This is a genomic window from Actinomadura roseirufa, assembly GCF_900659635.1.
GTDB lineage: Bacteria > Actinomycetota > Actinomycetes > Streptosporangiales > Streptosporangiaceae > Spirillospora > Spirillospora roseirufa.
The window spans coordinates 1-19,283 of record NZ_CAACVB010000012.1; the positions used below are offsets into that span (position 1 = coordinate 1).

Annotated in this window: 19 protein-coding genes; 7 read left to right on the top strand and 12 right to left on the bottom strand. The window is 73.5% G+C overall.

Annotated elements, in window-relative coordinates; translation table 11 throughout:
• Positions 1-726, top strand: a 726-nt coding sequence (locus E1291_RS41765) for a hypothetical protein (RefSeq protein ID WP_207400548.1), incomplete at its 5' end; no start/stop codon positions are given.
• A 72-nt stretch (positions 727-798) separates the two neighbouring features.
• Here the strand turns inward: E1291_RS41765 and E1291_RS04435 are convergent.
• Positions 799-1,713, bottom strand: a complete 915-nt coding sequence (locus E1291_RS04435) for a hypothetical protein (RefSeq protein ID WP_131736249.1) — start codon at positions 1,711-1,713, stop codon at positions 799-801.
• Between the two features lie 386 nt (positions 1,714-2,099).
• On the opposite strand from E1291_RS04435, the gene E1291_RS04440 reads away from it, so the two are divergent.
• Positions 2,100-2,672, top strand: a complete 573-nt coding sequence (locus tag E1291_RS04440; protein WP_131736250.1) for a flavodoxin domain-containing protein — start codon at positions 2,100-2,102, stop codon at positions 2,670-2,672.
• A gap of 35 nt (positions 2,673-2,707) precedes the next feature.
• Here E1291_RS04440 and E1291_RS04445 read toward each other — a convergent pair whose 3' ends face one another.
• From E1291_RS04445 to E1291_RS04495, 11 genes are all read right to left on the bottom strand, one after another.
• The gene (locus tag E1291_RS04445) at positions 2,708-3,037 is read right to left on the bottom strand and encodes a hypothetical protein (RefSeq protein ID WP_131736251.1); all 330 of its coding nucleotides are present in this window, start codon (positions 3,035-3,037) and stop codon (positions 2,708-2,710) included.
• Positions 3,034-3,915, bottom strand: coding sequence for a hypothetical protein (locus E1291_RS43100; protein ID WP_207400549.1), 882 nt, complete (start codon positions 3,913-3,915; stop codon positions 3,034-3,036). The genes E1291_RS04445 and E1291_RS43100 overlap by 4 nt, the downstream gene beginning before the upstream one ends.
• The gene (locus E1291_RS04455) at positions 3,912-4,265 is read right to left on the bottom strand and encodes a PadR family transcriptional regulator (RefSeq protein WP_242613941.1); all 354 of its coding nucleotides are present in this window, start codon (positions 4,263-4,265) and stop codon (positions 3,912-3,914) included. Before E1291_RS04455 ends, E1291_RS43100 begins: the two co-directional genes overlap by 4 nt.
• 75 nt (positions 4,266-4,340) lie before the next feature.
• On the bottom strand, positions 4,341-7,610 hold the full coding sequence (locus E1291_RS04460; RefSeq protein WP_131736252.1) for a DEAD/DEAH box helicase: 3,270 nt from the start codon (positions 7,608-7,610) through the stop codon (positions 4,341-4,343).
• A 202-nt stretch (positions 7,611-7,812) separates the two neighbouring features.
• Positions 7,813-8,631 carry an ABC transporter permease gene (locus E1291_RS04465; RefSeq protein WP_131736253.1) on the bottom strand — a complete coding sequence of 273 codons (819 nt, stop codon included), beginning with the start codon at positions 8,629-8,631 and terminating at the stop codon, positions 7,813-7,815.
• Complete coding sequence (locus tag E1291_RS04470; RefSeq protein WP_207400550.1) at positions 8,628-9,581, bottom strand: ATP-binding cassette domain-containing protein; 954 nt, start codon at positions 9,579-9,581, stop codon at positions 8,628-8,630. Before E1291_RS04470 ends, E1291_RS04465 begins: the two co-directional genes overlap by 4 nt.
• Positions 9,578-10,159, bottom strand: coding sequence for a MauE/DoxX family redox-associated membrane protein (locus E1291_RS04475; protein WP_131736255.1), 582 nt, complete (start codon positions 10,157-10,159; stop codon positions 9,578-9,580). The genes E1291_RS04470 and E1291_RS04475 overlap by 4 nt, the downstream gene beginning before the upstream one ends.
• Positions 10,156-10,587: a lasso peptide biosynthesis B2 protein gene (locus tag E1291_RS04480; RefSeq protein WP_131736256.1), complete on the bottom strand. Its 432-nt coding sequence runs from the start codon at positions 10,585-10,587 to the stop codon at positions 10,156-10,158. The genes E1291_RS04475 and E1291_RS04480 overlap by 4 nt, the downstream gene beginning before the upstream one ends.
• Positions 10,584-10,841 carry a lasso peptide biosynthesis PqqD family chaperone gene (locus E1291_RS04485; protein WP_131736257.1) on the bottom strand — a complete coding sequence of 86 codons (258 nt, stop codon included), beginning with the start codon at positions 10,839-10,841 and terminating at the stop codon, positions 10,584-10,586. The genes E1291_RS04480 and E1291_RS04485 overlap by 4 nt, the downstream gene beginning before the upstream one ends.
• Positions 10,838-12,658: an asparagine synthase-related protein gene (locus E1291_RS04490; RefSeq protein ID WP_165494958.1), complete on the bottom strand. Its 1,821-nt coding sequence runs from the start codon at positions 12,656-12,658 to the stop codon at positions 10,838-10,840. Before E1291_RS04490 ends, E1291_RS04485 begins: the two co-directional genes overlap by 4 nt.
• A 247-nt stretch (positions 12,659-12,905) precedes the next feature.
• A complete protein-coding gene (locus E1291_RS04495; protein ID WP_131736259.1) occupies positions 12,906-13,025 on the bottom strand; it encodes a lasso RiPP family leader peptide-containing protein in 120 nt (39 codons plus the stop codon).
• 357 nt (positions 13,026-13,382) lie between these two features.
• On the opposite strand from E1291_RS04495, the gene E1291_RS41770 reads away from it, so the two are divergent.
• The 5 genes from E1291_RS41770 to E1291_RS04515 all read left to right on the top strand — a co-directional run bounded on the left by E1291_RS41770 (position 13,383) and on the right by E1291_RS04515 (position 19,235).
• Positions 13,383-13,541 carry a hypothetical protein gene (locus E1291_RS41770; RefSeq protein ID WP_165494959.1) on the top strand — a complete coding sequence of 53 codons (159 nt, stop codon included), beginning with the start codon at positions 13,383-13,385 and terminating at the stop codon, positions 13,539-13,541.
• Between the two features lie 487 nt (positions 13,542-14,028).
• A complete protein-coding gene (locus E1291_RS04500; RefSeq protein ID WP_131736260.1) occupies positions 14,029-15,549 on the top strand; it encodes an APC family permease in 1,521 nt (506 codons plus the stop codon).
• Positions 15,550-15,590: 41 nt separating this feature from the next.
• Complete coding sequence (locus E1291_RS04505; protein WP_131736261.1) at positions 15,591-16,724, top strand: LLM class flavin-dependent oxidoreductase; 1,134 nt, start codon at positions 15,591-15,593, stop codon at positions 16,722-16,724.
• Positions 16,725-16,761: 37 nt separating this feature from the next.
• The gene (locus E1291_RS04510) at positions 16,762-18,039 is read left to right on the top strand and encodes an acyl-CoA dehydrogenase family protein (RefSeq protein WP_131736262.1); all 1,278 of its coding nucleotides are present in this window, start codon (positions 16,762-16,764) and stop codon (positions 18,037-18,039) included.
• Positions 18,036-19,235, top strand: a complete 1,200-nt coding sequence (locus E1291_RS04515; RefSeq protein WP_131736263.1) for a GNAT family N-acetyltransferase — start codon at positions 18,036-18,038, stop codon at positions 19,233-19,235. Before E1291_RS04510 ends, E1291_RS04515 begins: the two co-directional genes overlap by 4 nt.
• The last annotated feature ends 48 nt before the right edge of the window (positions 19,236-19,283 follow it).

Genomic DNA, 19,283 nt, shown 5'->3' on the forward strand with positions numbered 1-19,283 from the left:
GCACGTCCCGGCGGCCGTCCGGCCCTGTCCATCCTGCGCGGCGACGGCTCGGCGGCCGCCGCCCCCGTCCCCGGCCACGACCCGCGCAGCGCCCGCGTCGTCGCCGCCCGGGTCGAGCACATCGCCCGATGGACGCTGATCAAGGACGCGCGCGGACCCGCGTCCCCACTGGACGGCACGGTCCGGGTCGAGATCGTGCCCGCCGCCCCGCACGAGACCCTCGCTCCGCGCGCCGGCCGGGCCGTCCCGCCGAACGAGGCCGGTGAGATCGAACTCTCCTACGCCCGGACATCGGAGGGCTGGCGTCCCCCGGAGATCTTCATTCGGGTGCGCAACGACTCCGGACGGAGGCTCTGGTGCGCGCTGCTCGACCTGACCGACCGGTACCGCTGCCACAGCGCCCTGTTCCCCGGTGACTTCGTGGGCGCGGGACGGACGGCCGTGGCGGCCGAGGGCAGGCCCGTGCCGGTCTCCCTGCCCGCGGATCGTCCGATCGTGCCCGGCGCGGTGGTCCGGGACTGGTGCAAGCTCATCGTCTCCGCCGCCGAGATCAACACGCTCCCCTTCACCCTCCCCCCGCTGGACGAGGCGGGACCGTACCGCGGCGACCTCAGAGACCTTCTTGAGACCGGCCTCCGCGATATCGATCCCCACGGCCCTCGCCCGTCCGGAACCTGGTGGACGACGTCCATGACCCCCATCGTCACTCGCGTCCCCATCACCTGACCCACGCGGAGGAGGACCGGTGCCGCCGCCGGGCGCGCACCGATCCTCCGTCCTTGGTGGTCGGCCTCCCGGTCAGGGGACGCGCAGGTAGGCGAGGGCGAAGGTGGAGTCCCCGAGTACCCCCGCCGGCGTGTGGCAGTAGACGTCGATGAAGAGCTGGGGCGGGGCGGAATAGGAGTTGATGTTGCCCAGGTGACAGTAGCCGCCGTTCGTGCCGGTCGCGGTGATCTGGGCGCTGTCTCCCCGTTTTCCGATCCCGGTCCAGGTGAGGCGGTAGTGGCCGGCGGACAGGCGGTTCAGTGTCGGTGTCTCGCCGTTGGTGGTGAAGGTGTGCGCGGCGCTGATCGTCGGAGCGGCGGGGTCGCCGGTCGTGGCGACGTACGCGGCGGGGACGGCCGCATTGTGGTGGAGCCCCGTGTCGCGGACGTAGGACAGGTGCCAGGGGGCGTCGGCGGGCTGGGGAGTCGCGGACGTGGTGACGGCGAAGCACGAGACGGTCAGTTCGATCGCCTTGGTCGCGACCTGCGCGTCGGTGCGGGTGCACCGGACGGGTTCACCGCCGGCGGCGGTGAGCTGGACGTGGCCCGCGTCGGCGGCGAAGGGTTCGCCGGTGAGGGTGACGTGGTACAGCCCCGTGGACTGGCGGACGACGCGGGCAACTCCGCCGGCGGAGTTGAACGTGCGGAGGTTGAGGACGGGGTCCCGGGAGGCGCCGCCGCCGGGCGCGTCATAGTCGATGGTCGCGTAGGGGCCTCCGCCGCCGGTCGGCGTCGAGTCGAAGACGGTGAACCACCAGTCGACCGGCAGCCCCGTGTGGTCGAAGCAGCGGACGCTGACCAGCTCGTCCCCTCCGTCCGGCTCCTGACCCGTGATGGTGCACGTGCGTCCTCGATAGACGGTGCGATAGGGGGTCACGTGCGCGATGCCGGTGACCGATCCGATGCCGGGGAGACGCACCTGGTAGGCGCCGGTGCCGGTGCGGGTCACCGTGGCGCGCCGGCCGGCCGTCGCCGGGTCGAGGCGGGACGCCGCTCTCCACGGCGGACCTCAGCGCTCGTGTGGCCTCGGTCAGCGCCGCGACCTGCTGTTCGAGCGTCTCGATCCGGTGTTCGAGTGCCAATGTGGCCGGGTCGGCGGCCCCGATGATGATCTGCCGCGCCATGGCGAAGCCCCTTCGCCTCGTCGGGCCGCCCCGTGGCGGCCACCGCTCACCTTCCAGCGTCGGCTTCGCCGGGCACGGCTCCCAGGGCCCTTCGTCCCGCCGCCGCGGCCATCCGTCCCGTGCACATCGGACGATGTTCCCTACCCGCGGGGAGCGGCCGTCGAGAGGGTTGACGCATGCGGGCGGCGAAACCGTGTGGGACGGAGAGGTCATGAAAACCGAGAAGAGCGAGCGTTCGCAGGGCGTCACCACGAGGGTCCTGGTCGCCTTCGCCTCCGAGCGCGGAGGCACCGCCGAGATCGCCGAGTGGATCGGCGCCGAGTTGCGACGCGCGGGTGTGGACGCCGATGTCCGTCCCGCCGGAACGGTCTCAACGCTGGACGGGTACGACGCCGTGGTCGTCGGCGGTGTTCTGTACGAGGGGCGCTGGCATGGGGATGCGCGCCACTTCGTCCGCCGTCAGGCCAACGCCCTGGCCCGGCGGCCGGTGTGGCTGTTCAGCAGCGGCCCCTTGGACGACTCGGCGCGGGATCATCGGATCGAGCCGGTCCGGGGCGTGGCCAAGGCCGCCCGCAGGATCGGTGCCGAAGGGCACGTCACGTTCGGCGGCAGGCTGGAGCGCGACGCCCGCGGGTTCATGGCCGCCCAGCTCGCCCAGCGGATGGCCGGCGACCACCGCGACCGCGGCGCCGTCCGGTCCTGGGCGGCCGGCATGGCCGCACACCTCCGGACGCCCGGCAGCGCGCCTACCGGCACCCCGGGAAGAGCCGGAGCTTCGGGATGATCCGCCTCCGGCCCTGGTGGGTCTCGGGGCTGAGGCTACCGGCCGCCCCCGGACGGACCCGGCGGGGGAGGAGACGGGAGCCGAAGCGCGGGCCGGTCGGCCGGCGCCGCCGGGTGGGGCGGTGGGCCCACCGGGTTCACCGTAGGGTTGGGCGGTGCGCCGCGGAGGGCATGGATCACCTGGACCAGGCGGTCCGATCGGCCGGGATCGTCGAGCACCCAGCACAGCGCCCCCAACACGGCGGCGAGCATCACGGCCGCTCCCGACACCGCCGGGCCGCCGGCCATCGCGATCGCCGGAACCAGGGCCGCCAGGGCGCCCACCGCCCCGGTCGCCTTCACCGCGGACTTGACGGCCGGCCTCATGACACCGCCTGGCGTGTGCGGGAGACCTTGAGCTCGATGCGGAGGCTCGGGGCGCGGGTGAGCAGCCTGGCGGCGTAGCGGAACTGCTCGCGGCGGCCGGCGCCGGCCGCGGCCAGCTCCCACAGCTCGCTGCGGAACTCGTCGGAGTAGCGGGGCCGGTCGGCGGCCGGCAGCACCCGCACCGCCCACGCCGCCGTCCGCGCCGCCGCACCGGTCACCACCACGCCGGCCTGTTCCCGCGGCCGGGACGCGCTCGCGGGCCTGGGCAGTGAGCGCGCCTGCGGTCTGGCCATCAACCGGCGCGCGCATCCCACCGCACTGATCAGTTCCTCGTGGCAGCCGCGGGCCAGGCCGAGCGCGCGTGCGAGGGTGCGGGTGAGGATCCCGGCGAGGCCGCGGTCACGGTCGCGGTCGAAGTCGCGGGTCAGGTCGAAGGCGCAGTCGAGGGCGCGGTTGAGGGCCTCGGTGAGGTCGCGGGCGAGGCCGCGGACACGGGCGAGCACGCGCGCGACGCCACCGAGGCCGGCGAGGTCATGGGCGAGGTGGTGGGCCGGGCACGGGTCCAGGCCGCGGGCGGTGGCGTGGACGCGGTCCAGGTCGCGGTCGAGGTCGCGGACCGGGCCACAGGTGAGTTCCAGGGCGCTGATGAGGCCGCGGGCACGGTCGCGGTCACGGTCGTGGACGAGGGCCGGGTCGCGGTCGCCGATGAGATCGAGGTCGCGGGCAAGGTCACGGGCACGGGCCAGGTCGCGGTCGAAGCCGCTCACCAGACCTCTGGCGACGCCGGCGGCGCGGTCGCACGCGCGGGTGAACTGGGCCAGGAGGTCGTTGTCGGGGCCGGTCGGCGCGGCGGTGCGGTCCGGGGGCCGGGGGGTCACGCGGTGCCGCCCGTCGGGCGTGGCCTGAGCACCGGCAGGTCGGTGACCTGGGTGCGGGCCTCGGCCAGCGCGATCCGTGCGCGCTCGGCGCCATCGGTGGTCAGGCGGTAGTAGCGGCGGCGCGGCCGGCCCTCCCGGGCCGGGTCGATGTCCTCCCACCGCGACTCCAGCCAGTCCAGGGCCTCCAGCCTGGCCAGGATGGGATGCACCGTACCCGAGGGCAGGCCGGCCGCCTGCCCGATCTGCAATCCGTAGAACTCGTGTGCCGGCTCGGTCAGCAAGGCCCGCAGTACCAGCTGCGTCGGCAGCGTCATCCGGGGGCCGGACGCCTCGCGTTCGCGCCTACCCATGCACTAACTCTACCTAGCCCTAGGTAGAGAACAAGGGTGATGGGGTGATCGACATCGGCGCGGGCCGGATCCGGCTCAAGGGGTGGTCTGGTCGGTGGGGGTGGCGGGGGTCGCTCCCATGCGGTGGTAGACGCTCAGCCAGCCCGTCGCCTGGTAGTCGCCGCGGCGGCTGAACAGGGCGGCGCCCGGCGCGGGATCGTCCTCGGGGGCGGCGGCCGGGACGAGCAGGGGGAGCTGGTCGGCCTCGACGCGGGCTCGCGTGCGGGCGCGGCCGTTCCAGGTGGTGGCGACGGTTCCCGGGGCCGCGTTGACGAGGGCGTGGCCGGGGGAGAGCGTGAGCGCCGCGCCGGTGAGGCGGTCGCGCAGGAGCGTCCGGTAGCCGGCGGTGTCGAGGCGGCAGCCGGTCGGGGGAGCGCCGGCCGGCCAGTCGGGGTTGTCGACGCCGCGCCGCGTCGCGGCCTGCCACATCTGCGGGACGGCGGTCTCGGCGTGCAGCGGCGTCGCCATCTGCTCGCACATCCACAGCAGGCGGCCCGCGCCGCGCGGCGGCGCGAGCCGGCGCCAGCGGATCCGGCGGGCGAGGTCGGCGGCGACGACCGCGGCCCACGGGTGGACGGTGCCGAGGTAGCCCTGCCCGGCGAGCCAGTTCAGATAGTGGGGCGCCTCGTCGAGGATCGGGTACATCGCCGTCGCGGGGATCCCCGCGATGGTGCGGCGGCGCCCGGTGAAGGCCCCGGGCGAGTTGACGGCGGTGAGCAGCGTCGCCTTCGCCAGGTCGCCGGGCGCGTACGGGGCCTGGCCGGCGAGGCCGCCGCGGGTGAAGGCCCGCGCCGAGCCGATGCGGTCCAGACGCCCGCGGGCCTGCAGGAGCCGGGCGACGGCCGGGCGGACCTCGTCGGTGACGGGGGCGTCGGCCAGCCCGCCGACCAGCACCGACAGCAGGGAGATCAGCAGCGTCTCGGCCTGGAGGTGGCCCGGCGGGACCGGGGCCTGCTCCAGTTCCTCGCGCAGTTCGTGCCCGGTCTGGGTGGACACCATCAGCCGGGCGGTGAGCAGCCCGAGGTCGGTCACGGTGATGTCGGCGTCGTCGACCTCGTCCGGGTCGTCGGCCGTGTCCGCGCGGGGGAGGTCGGAGAGGCCGGCGGGCGGCGCGGTGGTGATGTAGTCGCCGTCGACGAGCGCGTCGACGGCGTCATTGAGCGGCTCCAGGCTGTGGACGCCCTGGTAGTGGGCGAGCGTCTGGATCCACCACGCCTCGGCCTCGCGCAGCGTCGCGACGCGGCCCTGCACCGCCTCGGCCAGCACGTGGTCGGCCAGCGTCGACACGATCTTGGACGAGACCTGGTAGCCGTCGACCAGCCGGGCCTGCCAGGACGGCCGCTCGTTCTCGTCGACGATCAGGTACGCCCAGCCCTCGGTCTCGCCGGCGCCGATCCGGCCCGCGCGCCCGAACATCTGCTGGATCTGGGCGACGTCGACCTTGTCGCGGCCGAGCGTGGTGTCGCGGACGACGACCGCGCGGGCCGGCAGGTTCACCCCCGCCGCGACCGTCGTCGTGGCGACCAGCACGTCGATCTCCCGGGCGCGGAACGCCCGCTCGGTCTCGCGCTTGTGCTCCCAGTCCTTGTAGTGCAGCCCGATGCCCGCCGCCGCGCAGACCTCGTGGACGCGGTCCATGTCGTCGGGATCGACCCTGGAGATGTCGGCGCCGCGGTCGGCGGCGATGGCGAGGGCGGTGAGGCGCACGCCGCGCCTGCTCCCGCAGAACACCAGCACGCTGCCGTCGTCGCGGGTGACCCGGCGGGTGATCCGGCACGTCAGCCGGGTCCGGGCGGCCTGGGCGGCGGCCCGGTCCGAGCCGGCGGGGATCGTGAGGAGCTGCCAGGTCAGCCGCGTCGGCCGCCACTCGATCGCCACCGGCTCGGCGCCGAGCCAGCCGGCGATCTCCTCGGCGTTGGCGACGGTCGCCGACAGCCCCACGATCCGCACCGGCGACCCGAAGCCCCGGACCCGGGCGAGCAGCGCCTCCAGCACCGGCCCGCGGCCGGGGCTGCCGAGCAGGTGCACCTCGTCGACGATCAGGCAGCCGACCTCGGCGATCGCCTCCCGCATCGACGACGCCCGGCACAGCGACTCGAACTTCTCGGTGGTCGCGACCCACAGGTCGGCGTCCCGGATCCGCTCGACGTCGGTGGCGTACTCGCCCGACAGCCGCTCCACCCGCAGGCCCCGGTCGCGCCAGGTCTGCAGTTCCCGGTCCAGCTCGTCGGTCAGGGACCGCTGCGGTACGAGCCAGGCGGCCTTGCGTCCCTCGGCGAGGATCGTGCGCAGCGCGGCGATCATGCCGATGACCGTCTTGCCCGCGCCGGTGGGCGCCGTCACCAGCAGGTGGCCGTCCCCGTCCCGCAGCCGCGGGGACGCCTGCGCCTGTGCCGGGTTCAGGGACGGGAACGGCAGGTAGGGCAGCCACGCGGCGGGCACGTGCGCGGCGGCCGGGACGAGCACCGGGGGCGCGACCTCGTGCTCATGGGCGTCCCAGATCACCTGGAACGCGTCCCGGGCGGCCGCCGCCGCGAGACCCTCGCTGGTCACCGGATGCAGCCCGGCGCCGTGGCCGTTCCCGAGCACGTTCAGGCGCGCCGATGCCGTCAGCCTCGCGTGCCCGCCGTACTCGTCCACTGAGGTGACCGTCTCGCCCTCCAGCCAGTACCGCACCGCCCGGAAGGGGACGCCCTGCCTTTCCAGCTTCTCGCGGACCGGCCCGAAGGAGTCGTCGTCGGGCAGCAGCACCCGGACGTCCAGGCCGGGCCCGCCCTGGGGGACGGGTTCGTGGGGGTCGTTGAGCTTCACCCACCGCAGCAGCCGGTCCTCGCGCGCCTCGATCTGGCCGGTGAGGTCCAGGGCCCTGTCGTCGGACGCGACGACCCGCGTCCCGCTCCGGCCGAGCAGGCTCCGCACGTACTCGTCGAGCCGGCCCTCGTGAATCGCCGTGACCCGCAGCCCTTGCCGACCGGGATCGTCGCGCTCTTCCCAGGGGGGAGAAAAGGACGGCGCCGCCACCGCCGGCCGGGGACGCGGGCGGCGCTCAAGCGCTTCCCGATACCTTTTCAGGCCCACGTCCCCGAGCGTGAAACTCGCCGGGCAGGCGCGGCAGATGAGGGCGACGTGCTGGTACTCCTTTCCGGCGCTGACATAGGGTTTGCGGAAGGAGAAGAGGCCGCCGCCGCATTCCGGGCAGGTCACCGCCACGTTCTCGCCGTAGCTCCAGCCCGGCTCCTCGAACCGGGCGGACGCCGGTTTCGGTCTCACCCCCCAGCGCACATAGGCGAGCTGCTCGACTGACATCTGCCCTGAGTCCACCCGACGGCCCTTACGCTTCCCGTTGGCTTCTCGGTTCCCCGGCCCGTGCCCGCGTCAGGATCTCACGCGTGGCCGCCTCCGCAAGGCATTGATCGCCATTGGGACCAGTATGCCCGCGCCGCAGTGGAATGTCCCGATGCTGCCGTCACCAAAGGCGCTCGGCGGTCCGTGTGCGAACCGGGCGCCTTCAGTGAATTCGGGAGAAGCCCCGTTCGGCGACGAAGAGCGAGACGACCGCGATGGACAGGCTCGCGGTCACGGCGATGACGGCGTCGAGCCCGGCCGCGCCGCGCAGGGTGAGGTCGCGGACGGCGTCGATCCCGTAGGTCATGGGGTTGATCCGGGCGATGAGGGAGAGCCAGCCCGGTAGCCCCTCCACGGGGGCGAAGGCGTTGGAGGCGAACATCAGCGGGAAGAGCATCGCCCCCGAGACGTTCTGGATCAGCTCCGCGCCGCGCAGCCAGCAGGCGATCGCGATGAAGATCCAGCCGAGCCCCCAGCCCAGCACGACCGCGACCCCGGCGCCCGCGATCACTCCGGCGACCCCGCCTCCCGGGCGGAAGCCGAACAGCGCCAAGGCCGCCAGCAGCAGGACGGTCAGCCTGAGCAGGCTGCGGATCAGCTCGGCGAGGCTGCGTCCGATGAGGACGGAGCCGGGCCAGATCGGCATCACCTTGAAACGGGCGACGATTCCGTTCCGCATCTCGTCCGAGAGGTTCGTCCCGGCCAGCATTCCCGACTGCAGCGAGGTGTTGACCATGATCGCGGGTGCGAGGAAGTCGATATAGCCGATTCCCTCGGGGAAATGGGAGCCGGCGGTCATTCCGGAGAAGACCTGGCTGAACATCGCGAGCATGAGGAAGGGCGCCAGAAGGCTGGTCGCCAGGACGCGCGGGTCGAGGACCAGGGCCCGCAGCGACCGGCCGGTGAGCGCGTCGATCTGCGTGACCAGGCGGCTGCCGGGCCAGGAGACGGGCCGCGGGACCGGTTCGCGGGCGGGGCTCATCGGACCGCCTCGGGGGTCGCGGCGGGGTCGGACATCAGGGCCAGGTAGACCTCGTCCAGCGTGGGGTCGGCGACGAGCAGCTCGTCCGGCTCCAGCCCGGCGTCGTCCAGGACGCGGACCAGGGCCGCCAGCTCGCCGGCGCGTTCGACGGGCACCGTGACGGCGCGGCGTTCCCCGGCGGGCGCCGGCCGGAAACCGCCGCGGCGGAGCGCGCGCCCGGCGGCCTCAAGGTCGGCAGCGGCGGCGAACCGCACGGTGGCCGAGCGCCGGCCCACCCGGTGCTTGAGCTCGGCGGGCGTGCCGCCGGCCACGACCCGGCCACGGGACAGGACGGTGATCGTGTCCGAGAGCCGGTCGGCCTCGTCCAGGTACTGCGTGGTGAGCAGGACGGCCGCGCCGTCCTGGACGAGGGCCCGCACGATCCGCCACAGGTCGAGCCGCCCGGCCGGGTCCAGCCCGGTCGTCGGCTCGTCCAGCAGGATCACCCGGGGGCCGTTCACCAGCGCCGCGGCCAGGTCGAGCCGCCGGCGCATCCCTCCCGAGTAGGTGCGGGCCGGGCGCGTGGCCGAGGCCGTGAGGCCGAACAGCTGGAGCAGCTCGTCCGCGCGGGCGCGGGCCTCCGCGCGGCGGGCGCCGAGCAGCCGCGCGAGGAGCACGAGGTTGTCGCGCCCGCCCAGCTGCTCGTCGATGCTCGCGTACTGGCCGGTCAGCCCGATCCTGCGCCGGACGTGCCGCGCCTGCCGCACGACGTCCAGGCCCGCCACCCGCGCGGTCCCCGCGCTGGGCCGCGCCCGGGTCGCCAGGACGTCCACCAGGGTGGTCTTGCCCGCGCCGTTGTGGCCGAGGAGCCCGTGCACCGTGCCCTGCGGGACCGTGAGGTCGACGCCGGCCAGCGCGACCACGTCGCGGTAGCGCTTGGCGAGGCCCCGCACCTCGATCGCGGCGCTCATCCGGGCTCCGCCGCCCGCCGCGTGCGGGAGGGGTGCCATCTCATGAGGATCCTGCCCGCGAGCGCGTCGTAGTACCGGACGAACAGCACCCCGGCGCAGGCTCCGGCGGTGATCGCCAGGGCCGCCGTGAGCGGTCCGGCGGCACGCGGCGGGGCGGCGGCCAGGACGAGGCCCGGCGCGGTGATCGCCAGCAGCAGCACGTTGCGGACGAGGACCGGGTACCCCAGCAGGGAGCTGCGCTCGCCGAAGCACGCGCATTCGGCGAACACCCCGCGCCGCATCGCGCGGACGACGGCGCCGGTGAAGACGGCCAGCAGCCCGCCTGCCGCGACGAGGCCCGCGGCGGGCGGAGTCAAGGGGCCGAGCAGGAGCAGCACGGCCGCGACCTCCATGGTCAGCACCGCCACGGCGACCCGGTGCGCGGGCCCGCCGGCGAGCCCGGTGATCCGCTCGACCGTCGTCCGGAATCGGGCGAACCCGTCTCGGCCGCGCAGCTTGCCGGTCACGGCGACGGTGAAGACCGTGCCCAGCGCCGCGCGCTCGGCGAGCACCACGCAGCCCATCACCGGGCCCGTCACGGGGCCGCCCCCTCGCGTCCGCCCGCCGGAATCTCCATGATCTTGCGGAAGGGCGGCATGTCCCCTTCACCGATGGCCACGCCGTCCACCTCCACCCAGGCGTGCGCGCGGAACGGCGAGGTCAGGACGCCGGTGCACCAGCTGGGCCAGGACCCGGACAGCCGGCACAGCAGGACGGTGGCGATCGAGCGCTGGAGGCATCCGCTGCCCGCGCAGCGGACGCTGACGGAGACGACGGCCGTGCGCGCCGCGAGCGCCTCCGGGCCGGTCGCGGGCCGCGCGCGGCGCCCGAGCAGGGTCAGGACCCGGTGCAGCCGATAGGGGGAGACCCGGGCGAGCGCCGCGGCGGCGGCGACCGCGCACCGGGCGGCCGCGGTGCGGCGCCGTGTGATCGGGCTCTTGGGCTCCAGCGCCAGGGGCATGCTCATCGGGCCACCATCCCGGCGTCCTCCAGGGACCTGAGCAGGGCGCGGACGTCGTCGGCCACCCGGTCGGCGGCCGAGGCGTGCCGCCGGGTCAGCTCCTTGATCGCCGCGTCGGCGCCGGCCCCCTCCATGAGCAGCCGCACGACGGTCGCGGCGGTCGCGTTGAGCTGCCAGTACCGTCCGCTCCGCTCGTCGAGCAGGACCATGCCGTGCTCGGTGTCGACCGTGCGGACATGGGGGGCGAGGGTGGTCTTCATGATGTTCCTCCCAGCGGGGCCGGTGCCCGTTCGGGCAGTGATCTGAGCCAGATCTCGCAGGACAGGGTGCGCTGGAGGAAGTTGATCCCCTGCGCGTTGGTGTGGACGCCGAGCACGGCGTCCCGGACGGCGTCGGCGTCGACCAGTCCCCGATCGGCCAGCAGCATGCCGTCGCACAGCTCCAGCAGCTCGGGCCTGGCGCGGCGCAGCCCCCGGTAGGCGCTCTGGCTGAACTCGGCCTTGGTGGTCCGGCCGAGGATCTCGCCGGGGACGACGCCGCGCATCACCGTGCGGAGCACGGGCTTGTACCCGTCGACCGCGCCGCGGTCCTGGACGCGCAGCGCCAGCACGGCGTCGATGACCTGGTCGTCCAGGTACGGCGCCTCCCAGCCGAGCCCGCAGGCGCCGGTGATCCGGTCGGTCTGGCGGGTGGCGTCGCCGCCCTTGCGCAGCCCCGTCAGGACGGCGTGGTCGCAGCGCAGTTCGGACATGGGCGCGGCGTCCGCGGTGGCGCGCACCAGCCGCCGGGCGGTCTCGACCGCCTCGGGACGCGCCCATCGCGGCATGCGGATCGAGGCGTCCCAGCCGATCTCGGGGCTGTCGAAGGGCTTGGGCAGCGGCGCGTCGAGGGTCCGCGCGCAGTCGTGCGCCCACGCGCCGTACGACCGGCGGCCGGCCATCTCGCGCAGCGTGGGAAGCAGTCTCCAGCGGAACAGCGAGCGGTCGAAGCGCATCCTGCGGTAGGCGGCCAGGGGGTCGCGGCGCAGCAGTGAGTGCAGGAAGGCCGGCCCCGCGAAGAACAGTTCGTCGCCGCCGTCCCCGGTGATGTGCGTCGTCGAGCCCTGCCCGGCGATGCGGCGGGCGAGGTGGCGGATCTGCTCGCGGACGTGCGCCCGCGCGTAGGGGGCCTCGACGTCGTCGTCCAGGTCGGCCATGTTGGCGAACATGGGCGGGACCTCCGTGGGCGGGAGCACGAAGTGCCGTGCGCCGGGGAGCGCGGCGGCGGCCCGGTCGGCCCACAGGCGGTCGTCGTTGCCGGCGTCCGGCGCCTCGCAGTGGAAGGTGAGCATGGACGGGGCGCGGGGCTCCGCCAGGAAGCAGAGGCTGGTGGAGTCGAGCCCGCCCGACAGGTCGGCGCTGAGGGTCCTGCCCCGCCGGACGCGAGACTCCACGGCGGCCGCCAGCGCCTCCAGTACCCTCCCGGCCCCCTCTGCCAGCGGCGTCAGCGGCGGCGGGGGACTCCACCAGCGGACCGGATGGACGGCGCCGTCCCCGTCGAGTTCGAGGTAGGTGCCGAGCAGAAGCGGCTCCACGCCCTCCCAGCAGCACCGTTCCCGGAGGGGATGGGGCGGGCTGGGCGTGAGCAGCCGGACGGCCAGAGCGTCCACGTCGACTCCGGCCCCCGTGAGACGTGCCAGGGCATCGGACCGGTTCGAGGCCACGCCCACGTCTCCGGTCCGGGTGTGGAAGATCTGCCGGGCGGCCGAGAGCGAGCCCTGTGCGCGCACCCGCCCGCCGACGGAGGCGAGCAGATGGAAGGAACCGGGCGACGCGCGGGCGAGCCCGTCCATGTCGCGCACCGTGCGGGCGCGAGACGACGCGTCGCACAGCGCGTCCCGCGACGCCCTCGTCGTGCCCAGGAGGACGACCTGATGGGAGCCCGCCCGGCCATGAACGAATTCGTGCGGCGGCCAGTCTCCGATGATCCAGGGACGTCCGGAAGCGTGCCGGAGCTCATGGGGATATGCGGATCCGCTCTGGATACGGGCGGCGACGGGCCCGGCCGCGGTGGTGTCGGGAAGCACAAAGAATTCCATGGGAGCCTCCTCGGGGCGCCGTACGGTGACCGCCATGGCGCGTCGGGTGCCGGATCTGAAAGGAGAACGAATTCATCTGGGAGCTCGCGTCCATGAAGCCGCATGCCTCGACCATCGCCGCGCATCACCCATTTCGAAGAGGCCATCATGTCGCGGCGGGAGAATCAGCCGGTCCGGTGCAGTCCAAGGCGCCCGCACCGGACCGGCCTTCAGTCGAGACCCCGCCGTGTCATGCTCCGCGGCACGGTCAGCAGGCGATCAGGCACTGGTCTCGCGAGTCATATCCCCAGGTCCCCTGCTTCAGGGTGATCTGGTTGAAGTCGCCGACCTCGGCCATCGCCGGGGGCTCATAGATGACGGCGTCCATTTCTGTCCTCCTTTCACTGATCGACGTGCGGAATTCGCATCGCCGAACCGATCGCCCCCGGGGAACCGCGTTCAGCCGGCCGGCTCATTGCGCGACCCGCCCGGTCTCCGGGGCGTTCGGTGACCATGCACGTCAATACTCTGCGTGATTGAGGGATGGCGCACAGCTATCGCAATGGTGACATCCGTGCTCCGCCGTCTTGCATCTGCGGGGCCCCTATACATCAGGGCCTGATAAGAACTGCGTCATGTGCAACAGAAGAGAAGGCAGGCCATGACCATTGGTTCGGCGGGAGTCCGCCGACCATGTGTGCGCGCATGACGATATAACCATTTAGCGGAATTATGGTTACCAGTCATGCAATCCGGGCCGGTGCAGATCTTTGAAGCGGCGACGGCGAGCACGGTCACGCCGCTCGGCCGCACGGGCGTCGGGCGCGCGGGGGCGGTGCCGTGGAACATGCCGGGCGTCCGGTGCGGCACGTGGTCCTTGACCGCGGAGACGTCGTCGGCGTGACCTTGACCACCTGCCGGTGGGTCGGGATTGAGCCCCCGTTGCTCTCCTGGGGACAGATGCGGACGGGTTCCGCGTCACCGGGATCCGAGGCTCCTCCTGGTAGCGGATCGCTACGGTGGCACCGGTTCACGGGGCGAGGGACGGGGCCGGCCGAGGCGGTCGGCGAGGCTTCCGATGTCCTCGTGCCGCCGCCCTTCGGACGGCCGGTCGGACGGGTCGCAGGTGGGGAGCTTCCGGAACGATCCAGAGATTCCTACTAAAAAGGTCTGATTTGTAGTAATCTCCCTCGCGTGTCCCCAGCAGCTGACCTCTATGGTCGGCGGTACCTCGATCTGTGCCGCCTGTACGGTTCGCGCTGTCGCTGAACCCTCCCGGTAGACGGGCGTCCCCGCGCCCGTCCGTGTCGCCGTCGCGACCCAGGTGCCCGGCGTGCCGTGGCGCGCCCACCATCCCCCTACTTCGGCCAGCACCGAGAGGTCTCACCCCCATGACCACAGACGAATCCATCCTGCGCGAGAACCCCCCACCCGTACCCGAGGCACCCGCGGAGGGCCTCCAGGCGGACGCGGTCTCCGGCCTCGGCGTCTTCGCCCAGGGCCTCGCCGCCGCCGCGCCCAGCGTCGCCGTCGCGAGCGTCCCCGGCTCGCTGTTCCTCGTCGCGGGGAAGGGCGCCTTCTGGGCGGGCATCACCGGTGCCGTCCTCGTGTACCTCATCGCCGCCACGATCGCGCTGCAGGCTCGCCGGACGGTGTCGTCCGGCTCGCTCGGCACCTACGCCGGCAACGGGCTCGGGCCGGTGGCGGCGTTCCTCACCGGCTGGGCGCTCATCATCGGCTACATCGGGTTCGCCGCCGGCGGCGTGCTCGGAGCGGTCCTGTACTTCAACTCGTTCCTCCAGGAGATCGGCCTTCACACCGACCATCTGGCGGTCAAGCTGCTCCTGCTGGTGGTCGCCTCCGCCGTGGCGTTCCTCATCCCCTACCGCGGCGTGAGCCTCTCGGTGAAGGCCGGGCTGGCCTTCGAGGTCATCTCGCTGCTGGCGATCTCCGTCATCGTGGTCGCCTCGTACGTCCAGTACGGCGCGCACCTGGACTCGAACCAGTTCAGCCTGCACCATCTCGGGCAGAACGTCACGCTGATCGCCGCCGTCTCCGCCGTCGGCTCGTACGCAGGTTTCGAAAGTGCCGCCTCGCTCGGCCATGAGGCGAAGGAGGCGCACCGGAACGTCCCGCGCGCGATCCTGCGGCTGGTCATCGGCCTGTCGATCGTCTACCTGATCGCCACCTACCCCGAGGTGCTCGGTTTCCAGGGCCCGCACAAACTGGACGCGGACAGCACCCCGCTGCCGGTGGTGGCCGACAACGCCGGCGTCCACTGGGTGACCTACGTCGTCGACCTGTCGCTCGGCACCGCGATGATCGTGTTCTCGTCGGCGGTCATCAACTCCGGCGCGCGCAGCCTGTTCACCCTCTCCCGCGAGCGGGCACTGCCGAGCGTGCTCGGCAGGGTGCACGCCGGTTTCCGCACCCCGCACGTCGCGATCGCGTTCGTGAGCCTGATCGGCTTCGTGGTCGGCCTGATCGGCACCGTCAACAACGTCGGCCGGTTCAAATGGGACGTCTACGTCAGCATCGTCTCCAGCTACTCCTACCTGTTCGCCTACCTCCTGGTGGCGATCGCCACCCCGCTGTGGCTGCGCAGGATCAGGTCGCTGGGACCCGGCAGCCTGCTCGTGTCCGTGCTCGCCGTGGCCGGGATCCTCTACGTGATCTACAAGAACCTGGTCCCGGTCCCGGAGGGCGCCTACCGGTACCTGCCGTACGTGTTCCTGCTGCTGATCGGGCTCGGGCTCGCGCGCTACCTGCAACTGCGCGTGACCCGTCCGGAGGTCGCGGCCAGGGTCGGGTCGATCCAGACGCTGTCGGAGGCCGAGCAGGAGCGGCTGGCCGGCCTCGGCATCCTCGACGCGGCCCGCGCCGGACGGCGCACTGAGCAGACGCCGGAGTAACCCGGCGTCCCCCACCACCCATCGGGAACGAGGAATCCACCGTGCCCATCCATCTGCACTGGTATCTGCCGACGAACGGCGACAACCGCGACATCGTCGGTTCCGGCGAGGGCTCGCAGAAGACGCTGTCCGCGGTCCGGTCGGGCTTTCGCCCGCCGACGGTGGAGTACCTCGGCGGCATCGCCCGCGCGGCCGAGCAACTCGGCTTCGAGGCGGTGCTCACCCCGACCGGGACCTGGTGCGAGGACGCCTGGATCACGACCGCCGCGCTGTCGGCGGTCACGACCCGGCTCAAGTTCCTGGTCGCGTTCCGCCCGGGGCTGGTCTCGCCGACCCTCGCCGCGCACCAGGCCGCGACGTTCCAGCGCATGTCGGGCGGACGGCTGCTGGTGAACGTGGTCACGGGCGGCGACTCGGTGGAACAGCGGCGCTTCGGCGACCACCTGGACCACGACCAGCGCTACGAGCGGACCGAGGAGTTCCTGTCGGTGTTCCGCGGCGTCGGCGACGCCGCGGAGCCGTTCGACTTCCACGGCGAGCACTTCGACGTCGAGCAGGCGGCGATCCCCTACGCCCCCTACGAGCCGCCGCCCGTCTTCTTCGGGGGCGCCAGCCCCGCGGCGGAGCGGGTGGCGGCCCGGGTGGTCGACACCTACCTGGCCTGGGGCGAGACGCCCCCGCAGATCGCCGAGCGCCTGGCCCGCGTGCGCGGGCTGGCCGAGGAGGCGGGCCGCACGCTGTCGTTCGGGATCCGCTTCCACGTGCTGAGCCGCGACACCTCGGCCGAGGCGTGGGCGGAGGCGGACCGGCTGCTCGGCCGGATCGACGAGTCCCGGGTGCGCGAGACGCAGCGGACGCTCGCGGCCAGCGAGTCGGTCGGGCAGCGGCGGATGCTCGCGCTGCACGGCGGCGACCGCCGCGACCTGGAGGTCTACCCGAACGTCTGGGCCGGTTACGGCCTGGTCCGCGGGGGCGCCGGCACGGCCCTCGTCGGCAGCCACGAGGAGGTCGCCGACCGGATCGAGGAGTACCACGACCTCGGCATCGACCACTTCATCCTCTCCGGGCAGCCGCACCTGGAGGAGGCGTACCACTTCGCCGAGGGCGCCGCCGCCGAACTGCGCGGCCGCGGGCTGCTCGCGCCCGCCGGCGGCGTGCCCGCGGCGCGCCCGTGACGTCCGGCTTCATCACATCCCATCGAAGGAGAACGACATGACCGCAGCTCCCGCAACCGACATCGCCTACTACGCCGGTGTCTCCGACGAGGAGTTCGCCGTCTGGGTGTCGACGGCCGAACGGGTCGCCGCCGAACTCGCCGAAACCGCGCTCGCCCGGGACCGGGCGAACCAGAACCCCGTCGAGGAGCTGCGCCTGCTCCGCGAGGCGGGCGTGCTGGGCTTCGCGGCGCCCCGCGAGCTCGGCGGGGGCGGCGGCAGCCTGACGCAGGCCCTGAAGCTGACCCGGATCATCTCCGCGGCGGACGGCTCGATCGGCCAGCTGCTCGCCTACCACTACTCCAACGGCGTCTGGACCCACATCCTGGGCACGCCGGAGCAGCGGGAGAGGATCGCCCGGGGCGTCGGCACGGAGGGCTGGTTCCAGGGCAGCGTGAGCAACCCCCGGGACCCCAGCGTCACCTGGGAGCGTGACGGCGACGACTACCGGATCAACGGCCGGCGGACGTTCGCGACCGGTGTCGCGGTCGCCGACCTGATCACGGTGCTGCTCTACGGCGACGAGCCGGTGAACCTGGTCATCCCGCCCGACCGCCCCGGGCTCTCCTTCGGCGACGACTGGGACAACCTCGGCCAGCGGCTCACCGCGAGCGGGAGCGTCACCTTCGACGGGGTCGTCGCGCACGCCGACGAGGTGCTGGCCGGGCTCGGCGACAGCGCGGCCGACCGGCGCCTGGACGGCCTGCGCGGCCTGTTCAGCCAGCTGATCTTCGTCCACCTGTACGTCGGCATCGCCGACGGAGCGCTCCGCGCGGCGGCCGGGTACGTGCGCGAGAAGGGCCGGCCCTGGCCCGAGGCCACCAGCCGGGACGTCACCGAGGACCCCTACCACCTGCAGCTCCTCGGCCGGCTGTCGGCCTCGATCGCCGCCGCGACCGCCCTCGCGGACGCGGCGAGCGGGGAGTTCGAGGCGGCCCTCGCGCTCGGCGCGGACCTCACCGACGAGCAGTGGGGACGGCTGGCGATCCTCACCGACCAGGCCAAGGCCGTCGCGACCGACGCGGTCCTGGACGTCACCCACAACATCTACCAGGCGACCGGCGCCCGCTCGACGGCGAACTCGGTGGGCCTCGACATCTTCTGGCGCAACGCGCGCACCCACACCACGCACGACCCGCTGCCCTACCGGCAGCGCGAGATCGGCCGGTACGTCCTGACGGGTGAGCTGCCCCTGCCCCGGCAGTTCGCCGACCTCGCCAAGGCCGCGGACACGACGCAGGGAACGGCGGCCCCCGCCGGCGGCGATCGGCGGTGAGCATCGAGATCAGGACGCTGACGACGGCCGAGGAGGTCAACGCGGCGTTCCGGGTGTTCCTGCGGGCCATGGTCGGCCTGCCGATCCGCGACGTCGACGCGACGGAGATCACGGAGGCGGGCCGCTTCCTCGGTGCCCTCGACGGCGACGAGGTCGTCGGGGGCGCCGACTCCTACACCAGCCGGCTCGTCGTCCCCGGCGGCGAGCGGGTCCCGCACGCGGCCGTCACCCACGTCGGCGTCCTGCCGACCCACCGGCGCCGGGGCATCCTGAGCCGGCTCATGGAACGGCAGCTCAAGGACGCCGTCGCCCGCGGCGGGGTCGTCGCCTCGCTGCGCGCCTCCGAGGCGGTCATCTACGAGCGCTTCGGCTACGGCGTCGCCTCCTCGGCGCGGCCGGCGCGGGTGAACCTCTCCCGGGCGCGGCTGCGCCCGGGGGTCCCGGCGGGCGGCGTCGTCCGGATCGCCGACCGGACGGCCACGGTCGACCAGCTGTCGCGCATCGACGAGCGGGTCGGCCGGCCCGGCGCGATCGACCGGCCGCCGGGCTGGTGGAGGCTGCAGAAGCACATCCGCGAGTCCGAGCCGGCTCCGTCCTACACCGTCGTGCACAGCACCGGCGGTGTGGACGACGGGTACGCGATCTACCAGCCCCGGGACACCGGTGCGTGGTTCACCAGCTCCGAGCGGACGGTGGCCGTGACCGACTTCGTCGCGGTCACCGACGACGCGCGTGCCGGACTGTGGCGGCACCTGTTCTCGCTGGACCTGGTCGACGTCGTCGCGTTCGACGCGCTGGCCCTGGACGACCCGCTGCCGCTGGCCTTCGCCGACCGGCGCGCGGTCGCCCTCGGCGCGCCCGCCGACGAGACGTGGCTGCGCCTGCTCGACGTCGAGGCGGCGCTGCGGGCGCGTACGTTCGGCGCCGAGGACCCCGTCGCGCTGCGGGTGAGCGACCCGCTGCTGCCCGCGAACGACGGCGTCTACGAGATCGGCCCGAAGGAGGTGCGGCGCACGTCCGCGCCCGCCGGCCTCAGCACCGACGTGGGCACGCTCGCGGCCGCCTACCTCGGCGGGACGCGGTGGCGGCATCTGGCGCTGACCGGGCGGGTCACCGTCCATGAGCCGGACGCCCTGCGGCGGATCGACGCGCTGTTCGCCACCGCCGAGCTGCCGTTCTCGGGCACCATCTTCTGACCCCGGACCCGCGGGGCGGGGGCGCCGCCCCCGCCCCGCAAAGTGGAG

What these genes read in the sequence shown, in the direction of transcription:
- E1291_RS04440 (WP_131736250.1), top strand. Translation starts at nt 2,100, where the DNA reads ATGAAAACCGAGAAGAGCGAGCGTTCGCAGGGCGTCACCACGAGGGTC.
- E1291_RS04445 (WP_131736251.1), bottom strand. Translation starts at nt 3,037, where the DNA reads ATGAGGCCGGCCGTCAAGTCCGCGGTGAAGGCGACCGGGGCGGTGGGC.
- E1291_RS04455 (WP_242613941.1), bottom strand. Translation starts at nt 4,265, where the DNA reads ATGGGTAGGCGCGAACGCGAGGCGTCCGGCCCCCGGATGACGCTGCCG.
- E1291_RS04460 (WP_131736252.1), bottom strand. Translation starts at nt 7,610, where the DNA reads ATGTCAGTCGAGCAGCTCGCCTATGTGCGCTGGGGGGTGAGACCGAAA.
- E1291_RS04465 (WP_131736253.1), bottom strand. Translation starts at nt 8,631, where the DNA reads ATGAGCCCCGCCCGCGAACCGGTCCCGCGGCCCGTCTCCTGGCCCGGC.
- E1291_RS04470 (WP_207400550.1), bottom strand. Translation starts at nt 9,581, where the DNA reads ATGAGCGCCGCGATCGAGGTGCGGGGCCTCGCCAAGCGCTACCGCGAC.
- E1291_RS04480 (WP_131736256.1), bottom strand. Translation starts at nt 10,587, where the DNA reads ATGAGCATGCCCCTGGCGCTGGAGCCCAAGAGCCCGATCACACGGCGC.
- E1291_RS04485 (WP_131736257.1), bottom strand. Translation starts at nt 10,841, where the DNA reads ATGAAGACCACCCTCGCCCCCCATGTCCGCACGGTCGACACCGAGCAC.
- E1291_RS04490 (WP_165494958.1), bottom strand. Translation starts at nt 12,658, where the DNA reads ATGGAATTCTTTGTGCTTCCCGACACCACCGCGGCCGGGCCCGTCGCC.
- E1291_RS04495 (WP_131736259.1), bottom strand. Translation starts at nt 13,025, where the DNA reads ATGGACGCCGTCATCTATGAGCCCCCGGCGATGGCCGAGGTCGGCGAC.
- E1291_RS41770 (WP_165494959.1), top strand. Translation starts at nt 13,383, where the DNA reads ATGCAATCCGGGCCGGTGCAGATCTTTGAAGCGGCGACGGCGAGCACG.
- E1291_RS04500 (WP_131736260.1), top strand. Translation starts at nt 14,029, where the DNA reads ATGACCACAGACGAATCCATCCTGCGCGAGAACCCCCCACCCGTACCC.
- E1291_RS04510 (WP_131736262.1), top strand. Translation starts at nt 16,762, where the DNA reads ATGACCGCAGCTCCCGCAACCGACATCGCCTACTACGCCGGTGTCTCC.